Here is a 19,508-nt window from a genome sequence, read left to right as displayed (position 1 = left end):
GTGTCAGCGGTGGCGGGGGTGCCGGTGCCGGAGGCGGTCCCGCCGCCGTCCGGTCGCGACCGCGCGGCGGAGATCTCGACGGCCAGGTCGAGGGCGGCCCGGGCGATGGCGGCGGCCGATCCGGCGTCGTGCATGATCAGCGGCCGGGCCTCGACCCGGACCCCGTCCAGGCGGACCCCGGCGTCCTCCTCGGCGACCAGCCAGCCGTCGATCAGCGCCGCGCCGTACAGCTCCAGGACCGCCTGGGCGGTCGTCTCCACGCCGATCGCGGTCAGGCAGGCGTCGGCCATGCCGCGGACCGGGGCGCCACCGACGATGGGGGAGACGCCGACGACGGTCTTGCCCTCCAGGGCCTCGCGGACGCCCTTGATCTGCAGGATCGTGCCGATGCTGACCACCGGGTTGGACGGCGGCAGGATCACCGCGTCGGCCTCCTCGATGGCCTGGAGCACCCCGGGCGCGGGCTCCGCCTCGTCGGCGCCGACCAGGAGGATGCGCTCGGCCGGGACGGAGGCGCGCAGGCGCACCCACCACTCCTGGAAGTGCACGGCCCGGCGGCCCCGCCCGTCGTCGATCACGACGTGGGTCTCGGTGCGGTCGTCGCTCATCGGGATCAGCCGCACGCCGGGGTTCCAGCGGGCGCACAGGGCCTCGGTGACCGCCGAGAGGGGATATCCGGCGTCGAGCATCTGCGTGCGCACGATGTGGGTGGCGAAGTCGCGGTCGCCCAGGCCGAACCACTGCGGCTCGACGCCGTAGGCGGCGAGCTCCTCCTTGACGACGTGCGTCTCGTCCCGCCGCCCCCAGCCCTGCTCCTCGTCGATCCCGCCGCCCAGGGTGTACATCACCGTGTCGAGGTCGGGGCAGACCCGCAGGCCGTACAGGGTGATGTCGTCACCGGTGTTGCCGATGACGGTGATCTCGGCGTCGGGGGCGGCGGCCAGCAGGCCCCGCAGGAAGCGGGCGCCGCCGATGCCGCCGGCGAGGGAGACGATGCGCATGTCGTCCAGTCTCCCACCGGCCCGCGGCGCTCCGGTCCGAAGGTGCGCGTCCGGGGCGCGACCAGGAAGGGAACGGCTTCCGGCGATCGTCGGAAGCCGTTCGGGGGCGGCGGGAGGCTCTCCCGGAGCGACCTAATTCGCGGTGGATACCGAGTAATGGGACACTTGTGGGATTCATGAGCTTCCTGGGTCCACCGACGATGAAGTCGGCCATGTGTAAAACTTGGCCCGGGTTTACCCAAGGACCCTAATGGGGGTAATTGTGATCAAGGTCGATGCGGGCCGGCTCCGGGAGCCTGCCGCGTGGCTCATGGTCGCCGCGGCGTCCGGGAGCGTGCTCGTCGGCATCGAGCGGCTGCTGTTCGGCTCGTCGTTCGGCGAGTCGTCCTTCGCGCTGCGCGCGGCCGTCTTCCTGCAGCAGCTCGTCACGCCGACGACCGTCGCCCTGCTCGTCGGCGCGGTCCTGCTGGCGAGCCACCTCGGCCCGGTGATCACGCGGCTCAGGCCGATGGTGTACGCGGCCGTGGCCACGCTCGGCCTCGCCGTCCTGTTCGGCGTCATCGGGCTGCTGGGCGGTGTGTTCACCGGTAGCACGGGCTTCATGGACAAGGTGGAGTTCCTCCTCCTGAACGTCCCCATGCTCGCGCTGGCCGTGCTCGCCGCGCTCTTCCTGCTGCCGAAGGCGACCGCGGCGGAGGCCCCGGCGGCCGGCGCGTTCGCCGCGCCGTCCTGGGACGCCCCCGGGTTCCGCCCCGACGGCGGCTTCGGCGGGCGGGCGCCGGAGTACGGCGCGGCCCCCGCGGCGTACGGCGCCGTCCCCCCGGCGCACGAGTCCGCGCCGCAGGCGCCCTTCCACCAGCCGCAGGGCGGCCCCGGCCAGAGCCCGGTCCAGAATCCGGTCCAGAATCCGGGCCAGAGCCCCGTTCAGAACCCCGCCCAGGGCGACGGCCGCCCTCAGGCCCCCGTCCCGGCGAACGGTTTCGCCGAGGCCCCCGCCCAGGGCCACCCCTTCCCCGAGACCCAGCAGGCCCAGCAGGCCCAGGCGCAGTACGGCCCTCCGGCGCTCCCGCCCGCACCCTCCGACCGGTACGGCCGTCAGCAGGAGAACGGGTACGCGCCCCAGGAGGGTTTCTCCGCCGCGCAGCCGCAGGAGAACCTCTACACGCCGTCGCAGGGCAACGACGGCCACGCCGGTCAGGCGTCCGGCCACGGCGCGGAGAGCCGGCCGTACGGGGCCGCGGCCGAGGGCTCGCCCTACGGCGGCCAGAACGAGGGCCGGCCGTACGGCGGGCAGAGCGAGGGCTCGCGCCACGCGGCGCCCGCGGAGAACCCGTACGGCGCGCCCGCGGAGAACCCGTACGGCGCGTCCGCCGAGGGCCGGCCCTACGGATCTCCGCCTCCCGCCTACGACCAGGCCTCCGCCCCGTACGCGGATCCGCCGGCCTACACGCCGAGCCCGTACGTCGCGGCGGACGTCAAGCCCCAGGCCCCGGCGCCGTACGAGCCTCCGGCGGGCTCCTACGAGCCGCCCGCCGCGTCCTACGCCGCGCCCGTCGAGCCGTTCCCGGCCGCGCAGTCCCCGGCCCAGGGCTACGAGCCGTCCGCCCCGGCCCAGGGCTACGCCGCCCAGCCGCAGGGGGCCGTCCAGGGGTACGGCGACGCGCAGGGGTACGGCGACTCCTCGCCGTCGAACTACGTGCCGCAGCCGACGGATCCCCTGCTGTCCGGCTACGGGCAGCAGACGGATTCGCAGCCCTATCCCCCGTCGCAGGCGGAGCCGCAGTCCTCCCCGCCGCAGGACCCGTTCCCCGCGGCGGCGCCGTACACGCCGGCCGACACGGCGCAGCCCGCGCCGTACACGCCGGCCGACAGCCGGCCGCGCCTGTCCTTCGACGCGCAGCCGCAGGGGACGTCCTTCCCGCAGCCGCCGGACAACTACGGCCAGCCGCTCACCGGCTACTCCGGAGCGGAGTTCGCCCGCCAGAGCGACCCGGGCCTGCCGTACCCCGACCCGGTCGACCCCCGCTCCCAGCAGATCGCCCAGGCGTACCAGCAGGCGGAGAGCTACCAGCAGGCGGAGAGCTACCAGCAGTCCTCCGGGACCGAGCCGCAGCTGCGGGTGCCGGAGTACGCCCCCCCGCCCGGCGGCGGGTACGACGACCCGTTCGGGCACCCGCAGACCCCGCAGGCGCCCCCGGCCCAGCAGGCCGGTCAGCCGGGAGGCCGGCCGTGGGACGCGCCCGCCGAGGCGACGCTCCGGTTCGACCCGAGCGCCTACCGCGGCGACCCGCTCAACGCCCCCGGCCCGGAGACCCCGGCCGGTACGGCGGGCCGGGGCTGGGACTCCCCGCCCATCGACCCCACCGCGATCTACACGCCGGAGCGCCCCGGCCAGGCAACGGGAGAGGAAAACCTCGACAGGGAGAGGACGGGACCTGGTCAGGAGCCGAACACGTCCTGGTACGGTTCCGACCGTCGAGAGCACTGAACGCCCCAAGGCGATCTTCACGATCGCCGGGTGCAATTGCCATCGTCGCAGGCACACGCCTCAGAACCGGGGAGAGCGGGTCTTTCCCCGGATAGCGGCATGCCGCTTGACGCCACACCAGCCACGCGCGTGTAATTACAGGCGTGTTGTTACGTCTCCCTCCGGGTGGGTAAGGGGGAGGCGTTCATAGGGGGCTCCATTGCGGGCGGCAAGGAGGTGTGCAGTGGCCGACCTGGTCATCGCACAGGACGGCGGCGCTGAAGAGCAGCTTGGTTGGCAGGAACGCGCGCTGTGCGCGCAGACCGACCCGGAGGCGTTCTTCCCGGAGAAGGGGGGATCCACTCGGGAGGCCAAGAAGGTGTGCCGGTCCTGTGAGGTGCGTGCGGAGTGTCTGGAGTACGCGCTCGAGCACGACGAACGGTTCGGCATCTGGGGCGGGCTTTCCGAGCGCGAGCGTCGCCGGATGAAGCGTCAGGCCGTCTGAGGGGACGACGTCCGACGCGTTGAAGAAATCCACGGCGCCCTCCGGGCGCTCGACGATATCTCGATGAGGTCACGCGGCTGTCAAGCCGCGTGACCTTTTTTCGTGCCGACGGTATATGCGGACATAGGGTGCCGTATCGTGGTCGCCGCCGATCACCCACTCCTGGATCACGGGACGCATGTCCATCACCGACTCCCGCCGCACGCACCACACCGTCACCGCGATCGTCGTGTCCCACGACGGAGCCCGCTGGCTGGGGGAGACCCTCGACGGGCTGCTCCGGCAGACCCGGCCGGTCGACCGGGTCGTCGCGGCGGACAACGGCAGCCGCGACGGCGGCGCCGACCTGCTGACCCGGACCCTCGGATCGGACGCGGTGCTGGCCCTGCCGCGCTCCACCGGCTTCGGCGAGGCCGTCGCCGAGGTGCTGAAGCGGCTGGAGCCCGGCGGCGGGAACGAGTGGATCTGGCTGCTGCACGACGACTGCGCCCCGGACGCCCGGGCGCTGGAGCACCTGCTCCGGGCGGCCGACGCCGACCCGAAGGCGGGGGTGCTCGGCCCCAAGCTCCGCGACTGGATGGACCGGCGGCTCCTGCTGGAGGTGGGGGTCACGGTCGACCGGACGGGCCGCAGGGACACCGGCCTGGAGGCCAGGGAGTTCGACCAGGGGCAGTACGACGGCGTCCGGGACGTGCTCTCGGTCTCCACCGCCGGGATGCTCATCCGCCGCGACGTCTGGGACGAGGTGGGCGGGCTCGACCCCTTCCTGCGGATCTTCCGCGACGACCTGGACCTGTGCTGGCGGGTCAGGAACGCCGGCCACCGGGTGCAGAACGTCACCCGCGCGGTCGCCTGGCACGCCGAGGCCGCCTCCCGGCGGCGCCGCCGCATCACCGTCAGCGGCGCCCACCCCCGGCGGCTGGAGCGCCGCAACGCCCTCTTCGTCGTCCTGGCGAACCTGCCGACGGGGCCGCTGCTGCGGGCCCTGCTGCGCAACCTGGCCGGATCGGTCGTCCGCGCCGTCATCCTCCTGCTGGCCAAGCAGCCCGCCAACGCGCTGGACGAGGTCGTGGCGTTCGGCTCGGTGCTGGCCCACCCCTGGCGCCTGCTCCGGGCGCGCCGGGCCCGCGCCGCGGGCAGGAAGCAGCGCTACAACGCGGTCAAGCGCCTGCTCACCCCGCCGGGCGCGGGGTACCGGCGGCTGGTGGACCGGGTGCAGACCTACCTGTCCGGCGGGCCGGTGGAGTCCGCGGGACGCCACCACGCCGTCGTCCGGGCGCCGGAGGACGGGGAGGAGCTGCTCACCGACGACGCCGGGGCGACCCGCCGGATCGTCGGCGATCCGGGCGTGCTGCTGTTCGCGGCCCTGCTCGCGGTCACCCTGGTCGCCGAGCGGGGCCTGCTCGGCGGGGCCCGGCTGGGCGGCGGTGCGCTCGTCCCGGTGACCGGAGGGGCCGCCGACCTGTGGCGGCTGTACACCGAGGGGTACCACCCGGCGGGGCTGGGCAGCGACGCGTGGGCCCCGCCGTACGTCGCGGTGCTGGCCGCGCTCTCGTCGGTGCTGCTCGGCAAGACCTGGCTGGCGGTCTCCGTGCTGCTGCTCGGCTGCGTCCCGCTGGCCGGGCTCTCCGCCTACGCGGCGACCCGCGGGATCGTCTCGGGCCGGTGGACCCGCGTCTGGCTGGCCTCCTCCTACGCGCTGCTCCCCGTGGCCACCGGCGCGGTCGCCGCCGGGCGGCTCGGCACCGCCGTGGTCTTCGTGCTGCTGCCCGTCTACGCGGCGCTGGCCACCACGCTGCTCTCCGGCGAGGGCCGCCGGGCCCGCCGCGCCGCCTGGGCGCTCGGGCTCCTGCTCGCGGTCGGCACGGCCTTCGCCCCGGTGGTCTATCCGCTCACGCTGCTGCTGGGCGCGCTGGCCGCGCTGGCCTTCCCGCGCCGGGGCGTCGGCGTCTCGGTGGCGATCGCGTTCGGCGTCCCGGCCGTGCTGCTGCTGCCCTGGCTGGTCCAGCTGGTCGCCGACCCCGGCCGGTTCCTGCTGGAGGCCGGGCTCCACCGGCCCGAACTGGTCGATCCCGCGCTGCCCGCCGAGTCCCTGCTCCTGCTCAGCCCCGGCGGCCCGGGGACGCCGCCGCTCTGGGTGACGGCGGGCCTGATCGCCGCGTGCCTGGCGGCGCTGCTCATGCGCCGCAACCGGATGGTCATCGCGATCGGCTGGGGGGTGGCCCTCTTCGGCGTGCTGGTGGCGGTCCTGGCGGGCCGGATCACCGTCACCTCGCCGGGCGGCGACACCGCGGCCCCCGCCTGGCCGGGGGTGCCGCTGGCCTTCGCCGCCCTCGGCATGCTCGTGGTGGCCGCCCTCACCGCGGGCCGGGTCACCGAGTTCCGCGCCGCCGGAGGGCTGCGCCGGCTCGCCGCACTGCTGGTCGTGGCGGTCGCGTTCTCCACCCCGCTGCTCGCGGCGGGCATGTGGATCGTGCGGGGCACCCCCGGCCCGATCAGCGGGAACGCGCGCGACGCGGTGCCCGCGCTGGTCGCGGCCAACTCCGGCGGCGGTGAGCGGACCCTGCTGCTGCGCTCCCGCGGCGGCGCGCTGACCTTCACGGTGCTGCGCGGCCGCATGCCGCTGATCGGCGAGTCCGACATCCCCTCGCCCGACGGGCCGCGCGAGCTGGTGGGCGTCGCCGCGGCCGGGCTGGTCTCCGGCCGGGGCGGCGACGACGCCCGGGTGCTGGCCGCGCACGGCGTGCGGTTCGTGGTGGTGGCCAGCCCGGTGGGCCCGGAGGTCAGCCGCGCCCTGGACTCCCAGCCGGCGCTGGCCCGGATGAGCCTGTCGCGGGAACTCGGCGTGTGGCGGCTGACCCAGCCGGTCGGGATGCCGCCGGTCCCGCCGGGCGACCCCTGGCACGCCCGCTGGCTCTGGGTGCAGGCGCTGCTGGTGTGCGTGGTGGCGGTCCTGGCCGCGCCCGGCTCGCGCGACGAGGACGGGCCGGTGCAGGACCGCCCCGAGACGGAGAGGGAGCTGGCGGCCCGGTGAAGTCCCTGATCGAGAACCGCTTCGGTCTCCTCGTCCTGGTGCTGGTGGCGCTGCTGGCGCTGTACGGCACGGCCGCGGCCACCCGCCCGGACCGGCCGGGCGAGAGGACCGCGGGGGCCGCCGCGCAGCCCCGCAGGGTGCCGATCTCCTCGGTGACGGCCGTCTGCCCCGCCCCGGCGGACAGCCGGGTCGGCGTCGTCACACCGCCGGACGGCGGCGGGGGCCCCGGGACGGCCACGATCACCGCGGAGGGGACGGGGACCGGGGACGGGGAGGGCGACGCCGGGGACGCCGGGGACGCCGGGGACAAGGTCCTGGACACGCTCACTGCCCCGGGGCGGCTCTGGCAGAAGGAGGTCCCCGCCGGGAGCGGTCCCGTCACGGTCGCCGCCACCGGGAGCAGCGCGGCGGGCCTGGAGGCGGCGCAGACGCGCCGGGAGACCTCCGGGGGGCAGCGGGGCCTGGCCGGGGTGCGGTGCGTGGAGCCGACCGCGAGCACCTGGCTGGTGGGTCCGGGCCCGGCCGCGGCCGACGTCAGGCTGTACCTGTCCAATCCCGACCCCGCCCGGGCGGTCGTGGAGGTCCTGGTCTACTCCGGCGAGGGCCCGGTCGCGGGCGACACGGGGAGCACGATCATCCTCAAGCCGGGCGAGAGCCGTACGGTCGACCTGAAGGAGCTGGCCCCGTCGCCGCGCGTCATGGCGGTCGAGGTGCGCACCGCCGCCGGGCGGGTCACCGCCGCCGCCCGCGCGATCATGAACGGCGGGCGGGGCGTCGACTGGCTGCCCGCGGCGGCGGCCCCGGCCACCCGGGTCGTGGTGCCGGGCGTCCCGGGCGGCGGCGGGAAGCGGGAGCTGCTGGTGGCCTCCCCGGCCGAGGTCGACACGCTGGTCGAGGTCAAGGCGCTGACCCCCGACGGGACCTACGCGCTCAAGGGCCGGGAACTGGTCGACGTGCCCGCCGGGTCCGTCGTCTCCGTCGACCTGTCCGGCGGGATCGGAGGGCAGCCGGCCGCGCTCGTGCTGACCTCCGATACGCCGATCGTGGCCGGGCTGGCCGCCACCGGGACGGGTAGGAAGCCCGACGTGGCCTTCACCGCCGGGGCGGCCCCGATCGATCTGGGCAGCGTGGTGGCCGACAACCGCACGGACGGCAAGCGGGGCTCCCGGCTGCTGCTGGCCGCGCCGGAGGCGGAGGGCAAGGTGAGCGTCCAGGTGCTGCCGCGCTCGGGCGACGCGCCCGAGGCGTTCGAGCTGGGCGTCGCCGCCTCCCGCGTCAAGGAGGTCAAGCTGCCCGAGATGGACGGCTCCTTCGCGGTGGTGGTGCTCCCGCTGCCCGGCTCGGGCCCGGTGTACGGCGCGCGGGTGATGGACGAGCGCATCAAGGACGGGCTCGCGCTGACCGTCCAGCCGCTGGCCGCGGCCCGCACGTGGGCGCTGGTCCCGCCGATCACCGAGTCGGTCGCCGCGGTCCTGCCCTGAGCGTCCCGTCCCCGGACCGAAGGCCCGGCGCGAGTCCCGGTCCGAGCCGCGGTCCCGTCCCGGGGCGTCGTCCCGTCCCCGGGTCGAAGGCCCGGCGCGCTGCGCCGTCCCGGTCCGAGTCGCGGTCCCGTCCCGGGTGGCGTTCCCCCTCCGGGAGGCGTCAGCCGCGCTCGTCGTAGCCCGGGTCGACGGATTCGGGGGAGAGCCCGAGGAGCCCGGCGACCTGCTCCACCACGGTGTCGTGGACCATCGCGCCGAGCTGGTCGCGGTCGTGGGCCCTGGCCTCCAGGGGCCGTCGGTAGACGACCACCACGGCGGGGCGGTCCGCCGCGGCGGGTTCGGCCCGGCCGAACGGGATCGGCTCGCCGGTGCGCAGCTCGGGGCCGTCGCCCAGGTCGTCGGCGGGCGGCACCTCCTCGACGGCGAACTCCATGGCGGCCAGCTGCTTGTCCCACCGGGGCTTGAGCCGGTCCACGGCGTCCAGGACGAGGTCGTCGAAACGCTCGCTGCGGGACTTGGCGATCGGCACGTGCGAGGGCGCCAGCGGGCCGCGCATGCCGCGGCCGTGCCGGTCGCGCCTGCGCGGTGGACGGGGTCTTCCAGGTGCCGGACTCACCGGTAAAGCTTAGACGCGCCGGGGAAGGGCTCGCGAGGGGTGGAGGCGGCCGGGACGCGCCCGCCGGGGCGGGGAGGCTCCCGAGGCCGGCGCGTCCGCCGGGGCGGCCGGGACGCGCGGTCCCGGCGTCCTCCGGGGCGATCGGGACGCGCGGTCCCGCCGTCCTCCGAGGTGATCGGGACGCGCGGTCCCGCCGTCCGGGGAGGCCGCTGGGCGGGGAGGCCGCGCACCTGGGCAAAAGCCGCGACACGTGTCCGAATTGTGGCGACACGCTCGTTAAGAGCGCCCAGATAGTGGCGCCCCGGACGCTTACCGGATACGGTCCCACCGTGAGCCCCGTCCGCCGCTGTTCCCGCACCGCGTGCAGTCAGCCTGCCGTTTTCACGCTCACGTACGTCTACGCCGATTCGACCGCAGTCCTCGGGCCCTTGGCTACGTACGCCGAGCCGCACTGTTACGACCTGTGCGCCGAGCACGCCGAGCGCCTGACCGCGCCCCGCGGCTGGGAGGTCGTCCGTCTCCCCACCGACGGCGCCCCGCCCAGTACGGACGACCTGGAGGCCCTCGCCAACGCCGTGCGCGAGGCGGCCCGTCCGGCGCCGGGGAGCGGCACCGAGCCGGTGGGCCAGGGGGTCGAGGTCGGGCGGCGCGGGCATCTGAGAGTGCTCCGCTCGGCGCAGCCCCAGCGCGATCGCTGACCCGGGTGCCGGGCACCCCCTAGGCTGGGGACCAGCAGACATCACAAGGGGGGCGGAGCTGGAGTGGGCGATCTGGCCAGGATCTTCAAGGCGTACGACGTTCGCGGTGTCGTGCCGGACGAGTTCGACGAGGAGACCGCGGAGGCGGTCGGCGCCGCCTTCGTGGAGGTGACCGGGGCCGACCGGCTCGTGGTCGCCCACGACATGCGCGCCTCGTCCGAGCCGCTGGCCGCGGCCTTCGCCCGGGGCGCGGTCGCGCGGGGCGCCGACGTGGTCCACGCGGGCCTCGGCTCCACCGACCTGCTCTACTACGCGAGCGGTCACCTGGAGCTGCCCGGCGTCATGTTCACCGCCAGCCACAACCCGGCCCGCTACAACGGCATGAAGATGTGCCGCGCGGGCGCGGTGCCGATCGGCCGCGACACCGGCCTGACCGAGATCCGCGACCGGGCCGCGAAGATCCTGGCGGCCGGCGGTCCCGGCGGCGGCGGCTCCGGGCGGGTCACCCGGACCGACCTGCTGACGGGTTACGCCGACCACCTGCTGACGCTGGTCGACCTGTCCGGCGTCCGCCCGCTGAAGGTGGTCGTCGACGCGGGCAACGGCATGGCCGGGCACACCGTCCCCGAGGTGCTGGGCCGCCGGGCGGGGGCGCCGATCGAGCTGGTCCCGCTCTACTTCGAGCTGGACGGGTCCTTCCCCAACCACGAGGCCAACCCGATCGAGCCGGAGAACCTGCGCGACCTGCAGCGGGCGGTGACCGAGACGGGCGCCGACCTCGGCCTGGCCTTCGACGGCGACGCCGACCGCTGCTGGGTGGTCGACGAGCGCGGCGCGTCGGTCTCGCCGTCCACGGTCACCGCGCTGGTCGCCGCGCGCGAGCTGGCCCGGCACCCCGGCTCGGTGGTCATCCACAACCTGATCACCTCGCGGGGCGTGCCCGAGATCGTCGCCGAGCACGGCGGCGAGCCGGTCCGCACCCGGGTGGGCCACTCCTTCATCAAGGCCGAGATGGCCAGGACCGGCGCGGTCTTCGGCGGGGAGCACTCGGCCCACTACTACTTCCGGGACTTCTGGTTCGCCGACTCCGGCATGCTGGCCGCGCTGCACGTGCTGGCCGCGCTGGGAGAGCAGGACCGCCCCCTGTCGGAGGTCCTGGCGGCCTACGCCCGCTACGCCGCCTCCGGTGAGATCAACAGCACCGTCGCCGACCAGGCCGCCGCGACCGAGCGCGTCCGCGCGGCCTTCGCCGGTCGCGACGGCGTCACCTTCGACGAGCTGGACGGCCTGACCGTGTCCGGCCCCGGATGGTGGTTCAATCTTCGTCCGTCCAACACCGAGCCGCTGCTCCGGCTGAACGCCGAGGCGGCCGACGAGATTCAGATGGCAGCGATCAGGGACGAGGTCCTGGCTGTCGTGAGGAGCTGAACGAGTGAAGATCGACGACTGGCTGCTGGAGATCCTGGCCTGTCCGAGCTGCAAGTCCCCCCTGCGCGCCGAGCCGGAGGCGGACGAGCTGTCCTGCACCTCCGCGCAGTGCGGGCTGGTCTACCCGGTCCGCGACGACATCCCCGTGCTGCTGGTGGACGAGGCGCGCAAGCCGTGAACTGGGAGGCCGACCGTCTCGACGACCCCCGGTGGCTGGAGGAGGGCGACCCCTCGGGCATGCTGCGGGCGGTGGCCTCCTCCGCGGCCCAGATCCGGACCGCCTCCCGGGCGGCCCGCGAGGCGGGCGTGTCGTCGCTGGCCCGCGACGGCCGTCCCCGGGCCGTCGTGGTCGCGGGGATGGGCGGCTCGGGCATCGCGGGCGACGTCCTGGCCGCGGTGTGCGGGCACGGCGCGCCGCTGCCGATCGTGACCGTGCGCTCCCACCGGCTGCCCGGCTGGGTCGGGGCGACCGACCTGGTCATGGCGGTGTCGTGCTCGGGCTCCAGCGAGGAGACGCTCGCGGCGGCGACCGAGGCCGTGCGCCGCGGATGCCGCCTGCTGGCGGTGGGCGGTCCCGGCTCCGCGCTGGAGGCGATCGCCCGGCAGGCGGGGGCGCCGTTCGTGCCCGTCACCTCCGGCGGGCAGCCGCGCGCAGGGGTCTGGGCGCTGTCGGTCCCGCTGCTGGTCGCCGCCGCCGACCTGGGCCTGGCCCGGGTGGACGAGGAGGTGTTCGAGACGGTGGCGGGGCGGCTGGAGGAGATCGCGAATCGCTGCCGCCCGGCGAGCGAGTCGTTCATCAACCCGGGCAAGTCGCTGGCGATGGAGCTGGCCGAGACGATCCCGATGATCTGGGGGTCGTCGCCGCTGGCCGCGGTCGCGGCCCACCGCTGGGCCTGCCAGCTCAACGAGAACGGCAAGTACCCGGCGATCTGGGGCGAGATCCCGGAGACCGGTCACAACCAGGTGGTGACCTTCGACGGCCCGCTGGCCGAGCGGGACGTCTTCGCCGACGAGGCCGGGCGGTCGCTCCGGCTGTTCGTGCTGCGCGACACCGAGGAGCACCCGCGGGCGGCCCGGCGGTGCGAGGCGTCCGTACGGCTGGCGCACGACCGGAACGTGCCGGTCACCGAGATCGGCGCCGAGGGGACGCATCCGCTGGAGCGGCTGGCGACCTTGATCGAGCTGGGAGACTACGCGAGTACCTACCTCGCCCTGGGGTACGGCATCGACCCGACCCCGGTGCGGGCGATCACGGAACTCAAGACGAGAATTTCCCCATAGGATCGTGTCCCGGTTTTTACTGATACATGAGTGGAGGCTGCCGTGAGCGCGGGCGGCGGTACAAAGGCGATCATCGCGGCGTTGGCCGCCAACCTCTCGATCGCGGCGGCCAAGTTCGTCGCGTTCGTCTTCACCGGCTCGTCGGCCATGCTGGCGGAGGGCATCCACTCCGTGGCCGACTCGGGCAACCAGGCGCTGCTGCTGATCGGCGGCAAGCGGGCGGCCCGGGCGCGCACGCCGGAGCACCCCTTCGGCTACGGCCGGGAGCGCTACTTCTACGCCTTCGTGGTGGCGGTCGTGCTGTTCACCATCGGCGCGCTGTTCTCCCTCTACGAGGGCTGGCACAAGATCTCCCATCCTGAGGAGCTGAGGACGCCGGGGTGGGCGTTCGGCGTGCTGATCTTCGCGATCGTCGCCGAGGCGTTCTCCTTCCGCACCGCGATCAAGGAGTCGAACCTGGTCCGCGGCGACCAGTCGTGGGTGGCGTTCATCCGCCGGTCGAAGTCGCCGGAGCTGCCGGTCATCGTCCTGGAGGACCTGGGGGCGCTGCTCGGCCTGATCTTCGCGCTCTTCGGCGTGACGATGGCCGTGGTGACCGGCGACCCCGTCTGGGACGGCATCGGCACCCTGATGATCGGCGCCCTGCTCGCGGTCATCGCGGTGATCCTGGCGGTCGAGACCAAGTCGCTGCTGATCGGCGAGGGCGCCGGCCCCGAGGTCGAGAACCGGATCAGCGCGGCCCTGGAGAGCACCCCCGAGGTGAGCCGTGTGATCCACATGCGCACCCTGCACCTGGGCCCGGAGGAGATCCTGGTCGCCGCCAAGATCGCGGTGGAGAACGACGACACGGCCGCGGAGATCGCCAAGGGCATCGACGAGGCCGAGAAGCGGGTGCGCGAGGCCGTTCCGGAGGCCCGCGTCATCTACCTGGAGCCCGACCTCTACCGCACGGACGCCGCCGCGGGCTCCTCCGCCTGACCGTCCTTCCCGTCCTTCCCGCCCGGATCGTCCGGGCGCGTGAACGCCGTACCGCCCGTCGCCGGAGTCCTCTCCGCGGCGGGCGGTACGGCGTCGGCGGTCGCGGTCACGGTGGCGGTCGTGGTGGCGGTGGCGGTGGCGGTCGCGGTGGCGGTCGCGGTGGCACGAGCATGCGACGCCGTGCCGGGTCGCCCCTCGCCGGGGCGCGCCGGTCATCCGAGCTGCTGGCCCAGTTGGTCCACGGCCGCGGTCAGCACCTGGTCGATCACTTCGGTGATCTCGGGCCAGCGCGTGTCGGGAACGTCGCTGAAGACGAGGGTCACACTGTCGTCCGGAGTCGGATCGCACTCCCAGACCGGCTCGGGAAGCTGGTCGCTCTCGGGTTCCCCCGGAGGGGACACGGAGGCCGAGACGGTGAAGACCAGGGCGCCGGTGTCGCCGGAACCCGCCCGGATGATGGCGGTGTCGAAGTACAGCGCGCAGTCCAGGACCTGGATGTAGATCCGTCCCCACCAGACGCCTTCGGTCAGGTTGGGCCGGAAGCCCGCACTCTGGGCCATGCCCCGGAAGAGGTCCCGGGAGAGCAGGGAGCGCGGATCCGGGGGCTGGGCGTGGGTGATGTTCACGTGGGTCTTCGGATCGACGGACGTGAAGGCGTCGCGCAGGGCGTCTCCCTGCTGACGCAGGTAACGGAGGATCCTGGCCTGGAGGACGTCGGCCAGCCGCACGGCGGGAGCCGTACGGTCCGAGGTCTTCTCCCGCAGGCGCGCGCGGAGCCGGTCGGCGTGTGCGCGGGCCACTCCGGCGGCTCCGCTCGCGGCTTCGCGGAGTACGGCGGGAGCCTCCAGTTCGAACCTGAGGGCGCTGATCTCCAGGCGGGCGAAGAGCCGTACCAGCGGCGCGAGGTCACCGCCGTTCGCCTGGTCCAGTGCGTCGATGTAGCGGGTGCGCTGTGAACGGTCCACCACGAGCGGTGCGTAGTTCTCGCGGAGGAGGACCAGCAGTGTCAGCGCGCGGGCGACCCTGCCGTTGCCGTCCTCGAAGGGATGGACGCAGATGAACCTGTGGTGCAGCCACGCGGCGCGGACGACGGGATGGGCGGACTCCGTCTCCCGGTAGAGGTCGATCAGGCGGTCCATCTGGGCCTGCACGTGCTCCGGCGGAGTGTATTCCAGCAGAGTGCCGTCCGGTCGGACGACGTGGTTGGCGTGGGTCTTCCATTCGCCGTGGCGCAGGGGGGCGTGGAAGGCGCGGCCCAGGCTGTCGGTGGCGGGATAGGTCCGCTGGGAGCGGGTGATCGCCTGGTGGAGCTCTCTGACGAAATGCACGCTCAGGTCCCTGCCGCCCCGGGCGGCGTCCGCCAGGAACTCCAGAGCGTCGTACTGGGAGCGGATCACGGCGAGGGTGTCGTCGCTGATGCCGCCCTCCCTGGCGGCCACCTCCTGAGTGAGGCCTCCGGCGACCAGGGCGAGCGTCACGCCCCAGTCGACGTCGTAGAGCCGCTCGATGATCCCGGTCTCGATGGCGTGCCTGCGCAGGCTCCGGCGACGCGATTGGCGGAACTCCTCTTCGGAGGAGTGCGTGAGCCAGTCCTCCCATGCGCCTTTCAGCGCGTCGGCCGAGGCGAGGATCGCCGCGACACCGCCGTTGAGCTCCGGAAGGGGATCGACATCTCGCCAGCGCATGGACCGAGGATAGAGCCCGGTCCCGACGACCGGAGGTGAGCCGGGCGGCAGCCGGTGACCCTTCCCGCTCCGCCGTCCGAGAGGGGCCCTCCGGCTCCCGTCCCTACGGGCGGCCCGCCAGCAGGCGCAGCGCCTTCTCCTTCTCGAAGTCCAGGGCCCGGCGGGGGGCCTGCAGCCGGCCGATCCGCAGCCCCAGGTCCCGTACGGCCTGCGCCACCGCGGGCTCGCTCAGCACCCGCAGGGCGAAGGCCAGCTCGCCGGGGGAGATGTCGAACCGCTTCTCCAGCTCCACGCCCTGCGCGACGGCCGCGAGCTCCTCGGGGCCGAAGCGCCGGTGCGCGCCCTGCTCCCTGACGGGGGGCAGCAGGCCCAGCGCCTCGCGGTAGCGGAGCATCCGGGGGGACATGCCCAGCCGCCTGGCGGCCTCCGTGATTCGCATTCTGACAATCTTATGTCAGTTTAGCGGTCCCAGGTGTGCGTGCGGTGGCCGGGCGCGTCTAGACTCGCACCCGTCGACCATCCGGTAGAGGGGTAACAGCACATGGACTTCAAGGTCGCCGACCTTTCCCTGGCCGCCTTCGGGCGCCGGGAGATCCGGCTCGCCGAGCACGAGATGCCCGGTCTGATGGCCGTCCGCAAGGAGTACGCCGCCGCGCAGCCGCTGGCCGGTGCGAAGATCATGGGCTCGCTGCACATGACCATCCAGACCGCCGTGCTCATCGAGACGCTGGTCGCGCTCGGCGCCGAGGTCCGCTGGGTCAGCTGCAACATCTTCTCCACCCAGGACCACGCCGCGGCGGCCGTCGTCGTGGGCCCGGAGGGCACCGTCGAGGAGCCCAAGGGCGTGCCGGTCTTCGCCTGGAAGGGCGAGACCCTGGAGGAGTACTGGTGGTGCACCGAGCAGGCCCTGCTGTGGCCCGGCGGTGACGGCCCCAACATGATCCTCGACGACGGCGGCGACGCCACGCTGCTCGTCCACAAGGGCGCCGAGTACGAGAAGGCCGGGGCCGTCCCCAGCGCCGCCGAGGACGACCCGGAGGAGTGGAAGGTCATCCTCGACCTGCTCCGCCGCACCGTCACCGGTGACGGGAAGTGGACGCAGATCGCCTCGCGCATCAAGGGCGTCACCGAGGAGACCACCACCGGCGTCCACCGCCTCTACGAGATGTTCAAGGCCGGCACGCTGCTCTTCCCGGCGATCAACGTCAACGACTCGGTGACCAAGTCGAAGTTCGACAACAAGTACGGCTGCCGCCACTCCGTCATCGACGGCCTCAACCGCGCCACCGACGTGCTGATCGGCGGCAAGGTCGCGGTCGTGTGCGGTTACGGCGACGTCGGCAAGGGCTGCGCCGACGCGCTGCGCGGCCAGGGCGCCCGGGTGATCGTCACCGAGATCGACCCGATCTGCGCGCTCCAGGCGGCCATGGACGGCTTCCAGGTCACCACGCTGGAGGACGTCGTCGAGATCGCCGACATCTTCGTGACCACGACCGGCAACTTCGACATCATCACCGCCGGCCACATGGCGCGGATGAAGCACAACGCCATCGTGTCCAACATCGGCCACTTCGACAACGAGATCGACATGGCGGGCCTGGCGAAGATCGAGGGCATCGTGAAGGAGGAGGTCAAGCCGCAGGTCCACACCTGGACCTTCCCGGACGGCCACTCGATCATCGTGCTCGCCGAGGGCCGCCTGATGAACCTGGGCTGCGCCACCGGCCACCCCTCGTTCGTCATGTCCAACTCGTTCACCAACCAGGTGATCGCCCAGATCGAGCTCTTCACCAAGACCGAGGAGTACCCGGTCGGCGTCTACGTGCTGCCCAAGCACCTCGACGAGAAGGTCGCCCGCCTGCACCTGGACGCCCTGGGCGTGAAGCTCACCGAGCTGACCAAGGCGCAGGCCGACTACATCGGCGTGCCGGTGGAGGGCCCTTACAAGCCCGACCACTACCGCTACTAGAAGACCCCCGGACCGGCCCGCACGGGCCCCAGGACCGAGGACGGCTTCACCCGGGGCCCCCGCAGACCTGCGGGGGCCCTCGGGCCATCAGGGGGGAAGACGTGGACAGGGCGCTGGCGGAGGCCGGGGAACGGCGGATCGGCTGGGCGGCGCGGGCGATGCCGGTGCTCACGGCGCTCGGCGAGAGGTTCGCCGCCGAACGCCCGCTGGAGGGCTGGCGGATCGCCGCGTGCCTGCACGTCACCGCCGAGACCGCGGTGCTCATGGGCGCGCTGCGGGCCGGCGGCGCCGAGATCGCGCTGGCCGCCTCCAACCCGCTCTCCACCCAGGACGACGTCGCGCTGGCGCTCGGCGACTACGGGATCGCGGTCCACGCCCGCGCCGGGGTCGACCGGGACGCCTACTACCGGCACATCCACCAGGCGCTCGACATCGCTCCCGACCTCGTCCTCGACGACGGCTGCGACCTGGTGAACATCCTGCACACCGAGCGGACCGAACTGCTCGGCGGGGTCCGCGGCGGGTGCGAGGAGACCACGACCGGCGTCATCCGCCTGCGGCAGATGGCCGCGGAGGAGGCCCTGCGCCTCCCCGTGGTCGCGGTCAACGACACCCGGACCAAGCGGATGTTCGACAACCGGTACGGCACCGGCCAGTCCACGATGGACGGCATCATGCGGGCCACCAACACGCTGCTGGCGGGCAAGACCGTGGTGGTCGCCGGGTTCGGCTACTGCGGCCGGGGTGTGGCCGAGCGGGCCCGGGGCCTCGGCGCCCGGGTGGTGGTCACCGAGATCGACCCGGTCAAGGCGCTGGACGCCTCGCTGCAGGGCTACGACGTGCGGCCGATGGCCGCCGCCGCGCGGGACGGGGACGTGTTCGTCACGGTCACCGGGAACCGCGACGTGATCAGGGGCGAGCACCTGGCGGTGATGAAGGACGGCGCGATCCTGGCCAACGCGGGCCACTTCGACGTCGAGATCGACGTGCGGGCCCTGGACGACCTGGCGCAGGCCGTCCACCGGGGGGTGCGGGCCGGCGCGGACGAGTACGTCCTGGCCGACGGCCGCCGCCTGCTGCTGCTCGCCGAGGGGCGCCTGGTCAACCTGACGGCCGCGGAGGGGCATCCGGCCGCGGTCATGGACATGTCCTTCTCCGCGCAGGCGCTCGCGGTCGCGTGGCTGGTCCGGGAGCACGCGCTGCTGGCGCCCGGCGTCTACGACGTGCCGGAGGAGGTCGACGTGGAGGTGGCGCGCCTGAAGCTGGCCGCGGCGGGCATCGAGGTGGACGAGCTCACCGCCGACCAGGAACGCTACCTGCGCTCCTGGCGGACCGGTTCGTAGGTCTCCGGGCCGTTCCCGCGAGCGTACGGCAGGCGGCGCCCCGTACTCCGCCCGACGGAGTCGGATCGTCACCCTGCGGAGGATTGAGTACGGCGGGCCGTCTCCTACATTCGGACGTGTGCGGAATCATCAGAGGCTCGGTTACGGCGTGGCAGCCCTGCTGCTGGCCAGCGCCGCGTTCCACCTGGCCGTCTACGCCGTGGACGGCGGCGGGTGGGCCGGGCCCGTGTCGTGGCGCAAGCCGATCCTGTTCGGCTTCTCCTTCGGCGTGACGTTGGCCAGTCTCGTCTGGGTCATCGGCAGGCTGGAGCTGCCGGACTCGCGGGCCCGGTGGCTGGTCGGCGTGCTCGGCGTCTCCAGCGTGGCCGAGGTGGGGCTGATCACCGCCCAGAGGTGGCGGGGCGTGCCCTCGCACCTGAACTTCGGCACGACGGTCGACGCGGCCGTGTCGGCGCTCCTCGCCGGGTTCGCGATCCTCGGCCTGATCCCGTCCATCGTCGTCGTCACCGTTCTCGCCTTCCGGAGGCTGGACGGGCCGCCGAGCATGCGGCTGGCCGTACGGGCGGGTATGGGGATACTGGTGCTCAGCCAGTTCGCCGGCGCGGCGCTCATCGCCAACGGCCGGGTGATCGGACTGCCTCCCGAGGCCACCGACCTGTCGATCTTCGGCACGGCCGGGCAGCTCAAGGTGCCCCATGCGGTCACTCTGCACGCCGTTCAGGTGCTGCCCATCCTGGCCGCGCTGCTGACGCTGACCGCCTGGTCCGAGCGGGCCCGCACCGGGCTGGTCGCACTGGCCACCGGCGGGTACGGCGGGCTCGTGCTGGTCGGCGTGGTCCAGGCCGCGCAGGGGCTGGCGCCGATCGACCTCACCGCGACCTCGGGTGCGCTGCTGGTGGTGAGCGCGGCGGCCCTGCTGGCGGCGGGGGCGGCGGCGCTGTCGAGACTCCGGTTCGCCGCCCTCCGGCCACACCGCCTGCCGTCCTGAGACCGGGTCGTTTCCCCGGTCCGGGTCGTTTCCC

15 protein-coding genes and 1 pseudogene are annotated in these 19,508 nt (G+C 73.8%); 12 read left to right on the top strand and 4 right to left on the bottom strand.

The annotated features are described in order from the left end of the window. Positions 1-41: 41 nt before the first annotated feature. Positions 42-1,001 (bottom strand): annotated as a pseudogene (gene cofD / locus HS045_RS03805) (2-phospho-L-lactate transferase); the annotation flags it as partial. Positions 1,002-1,263: 262 nt separating this feature from the next. Between cofD and HS045_RS03800 the strand changes: the two are divergent. The 4 genes from HS045_RS03800 to HS045_RS03785 all read left to right on the top strand — a co-directional run bounded on the left by HS045_RS03800 (position 1,264) and on the right by HS045_RS03785 (position 8,488). Beyond that, entirely contained in the window at positions 1,264-3,489 is a 2,226-nt protein-coding gene (locus HS045_RS03800) for a hypothetical protein (RefSeq protein ID WP_230883415.1), read from the top strand. A gap of 223 nt (positions 3,490-3,712) precedes the next feature. Next, positions 3,713-3,973, top strand: coding sequence for a WhiB family transcriptional regulator (locus tag HS045_RS03795; RefSeq protein WP_068894552.1), 261 nt, complete (start codon positions 3,713-3,715; stop codon positions 3,971-3,973). 178 nt (positions 3,974-4,151) lie between these two features. Next, positions 4,152-7,007: a glycosyltransferase family 2 protein gene (locus HS045_RS03790; protein WP_196449771.1), complete on the top strand. Its 2,856-nt coding sequence runs from the start codon at positions 4,152-4,154 to the stop codon at positions 7,005-7,007. Continuing rightward, positions 7,004-8,488, top strand: a complete 1,485-nt coding sequence (locus HS045_RS03785; RefSeq protein ID WP_196449770.1) for a DUF5719 family protein — start codon at positions 7,004-7,006, stop codon at positions 8,486-8,488. The genes HS045_RS03790 and HS045_RS03785 overlap by 4 nt, the downstream gene beginning before the upstream one ends. A 160-nt stretch (positions 8,489-8,648) precedes the next feature. Here HS045_RS03785 and HS045_RS03780 read toward each other — a convergent pair whose 3' ends face one another. Then, positions 8,649-9,044, bottom strand: coding sequence for a metallopeptidase family protein (locus HS045_RS03780; RefSeq protein ID WP_196449769.1), 396 nt, complete (start codon positions 9,042-9,044; stop codon positions 8,649-8,651). 389 nt (positions 9,045-9,433) lie between these two features. Here HS045_RS03780 and HS045_RS03775 point away from each other — a divergent pair, with 389 nt between their 5' ends. The 5 genes from HS045_RS03775 (at position 9,434) to HS045_RS03755 (ending at position 13,489) form a co-directional block, all read left to right on the top strand. Further along, positions 9,434-9,802, top strand: a complete 369-nt coding sequence (locus HS045_RS03775; RefSeq protein WP_068894558.1) for a DUF3499 domain-containing protein — start codon at positions 9,434-9,436, stop codon at positions 9,800-9,802. Between the two features lie 63 nt (positions 9,803-9,865). After that, a complete protein-coding gene (locus tag HS045_RS03770; protein ID WP_196449768.1) occupies positions 9,866-11,230 on the top strand; it encodes a phosphomannomutase/phosphoglucomutase in 1,365 nt (454 codons plus the stop codon). Positions 11,231-11,234: 4 nt separating this feature from the next. Continuing rightward, positions 11,235-11,408, top strand: coding sequence for a Trm112 family protein (locus HS045_RS03765; protein ID WP_196449767.1), 174 nt, complete (start codon positions 11,235-11,237; stop codon positions 11,406-11,408). Next, the gene (locus tag HS045_RS03760; protein ID WP_196449766.1) at positions 11,405-12,511 is read left to right on the top strand and encodes an SIS domain-containing protein; all 1,107 of its coding nucleotides are present in this window, start codon (positions 11,405-11,407) and stop codon (positions 12,509-12,511) included. The genes HS045_RS03765 and HS045_RS03760 overlap by 4 nt, the downstream gene beginning before the upstream one ends. 42 nt (positions 12,512-12,553) lie before the next feature. Then, positions 12,554-13,489 carry a cation diffusion facilitator family transporter gene (locus HS045_RS03755; RefSeq protein WP_196449765.1) on the top strand — a complete coding sequence of 312 codons (936 nt, stop codon included), beginning with the start codon at positions 12,554-12,556 and terminating at the stop codon, positions 13,487-13,489. Positions 13,490-13,701: 212 nt separating this feature from the next. Here HS045_RS03755 and HS045_RS03750 read toward each other — a convergent pair whose 3' ends face one another. Next, the gene (locus tag HS045_RS03750) at positions 13,702-15,174 is read right to left on the bottom strand and encodes a Fic family protein (RefSeq protein WP_196449764.1); all 1,473 of its coding nucleotides are present in this window, start codon (positions 15,172-15,174) and stop codon (positions 13,702-13,704) included. A gap of 103 nt (positions 15,175-15,277) precedes the next feature. After that, complete coding sequence (locus HS045_RS03745) at positions 15,278-15,613, bottom strand: MerR family DNA-binding transcriptional regulator (protein ID WP_196449763.1); 336 nt, start codon at positions 15,611-15,613, stop codon at positions 15,278-15,280. A gap of 102 nt (positions 15,614-15,715) precedes the next feature. Here HS045_RS03745 and ahcY point away from each other — a divergent pair, with 102 nt between their 5' ends. The 3 genes from ahcY to HS045_RS03730 all read left to right on the top strand — a co-directional run bounded on the left by ahcY (position 15,716) and on the right by HS045_RS03730 (position 19,474). After that, positions 15,716-17,143 carry an adenosylhomocysteinase gene (ahcY, locus tag HS045_RS03740; protein WP_196449762.1) on the top strand — a complete coding sequence of 476 codons (1,428 nt, stop codon included), beginning with the start codon at positions 15,716-15,718 and terminating at the stop codon, positions 17,141-17,143. A gap of 101 nt (positions 17,144-17,244) precedes the next feature. Next, a complete protein-coding gene (locus tag HS045_RS03735; protein WP_196449761.1) occupies positions 17,245-18,486 on the top strand; it encodes an adenosylhomocysteinase in 1,242 nt (413 codons plus the stop codon). A gap of 118 nt (positions 18,487-18,604) precedes the next feature. Continuing rightward, positions 18,605-19,474, top strand: coding sequence for a hypothetical protein (locus HS045_RS03730; protein ID WP_196449760.1), 870 nt, complete (start codon positions 18,605-18,607; stop codon positions 19,472-19,474). Positions 19,475-19,508: the final 34 nt, after the last annotated feature.

This window comes from Planomonospora sp. ID82291 (genome assembly GCF_015711645.1).
Classification (GTDB): domain Bacteria; phylum Actinomycetota; class Actinomycetes; order Streptosporangiales; family Streptosporangiaceae; genus Planomonospora.
The sequence above is the reverse complement of the archived record's forward strand: the minus strand, read 5'-3'. Positions and strand labels throughout refer to the sequence as shown.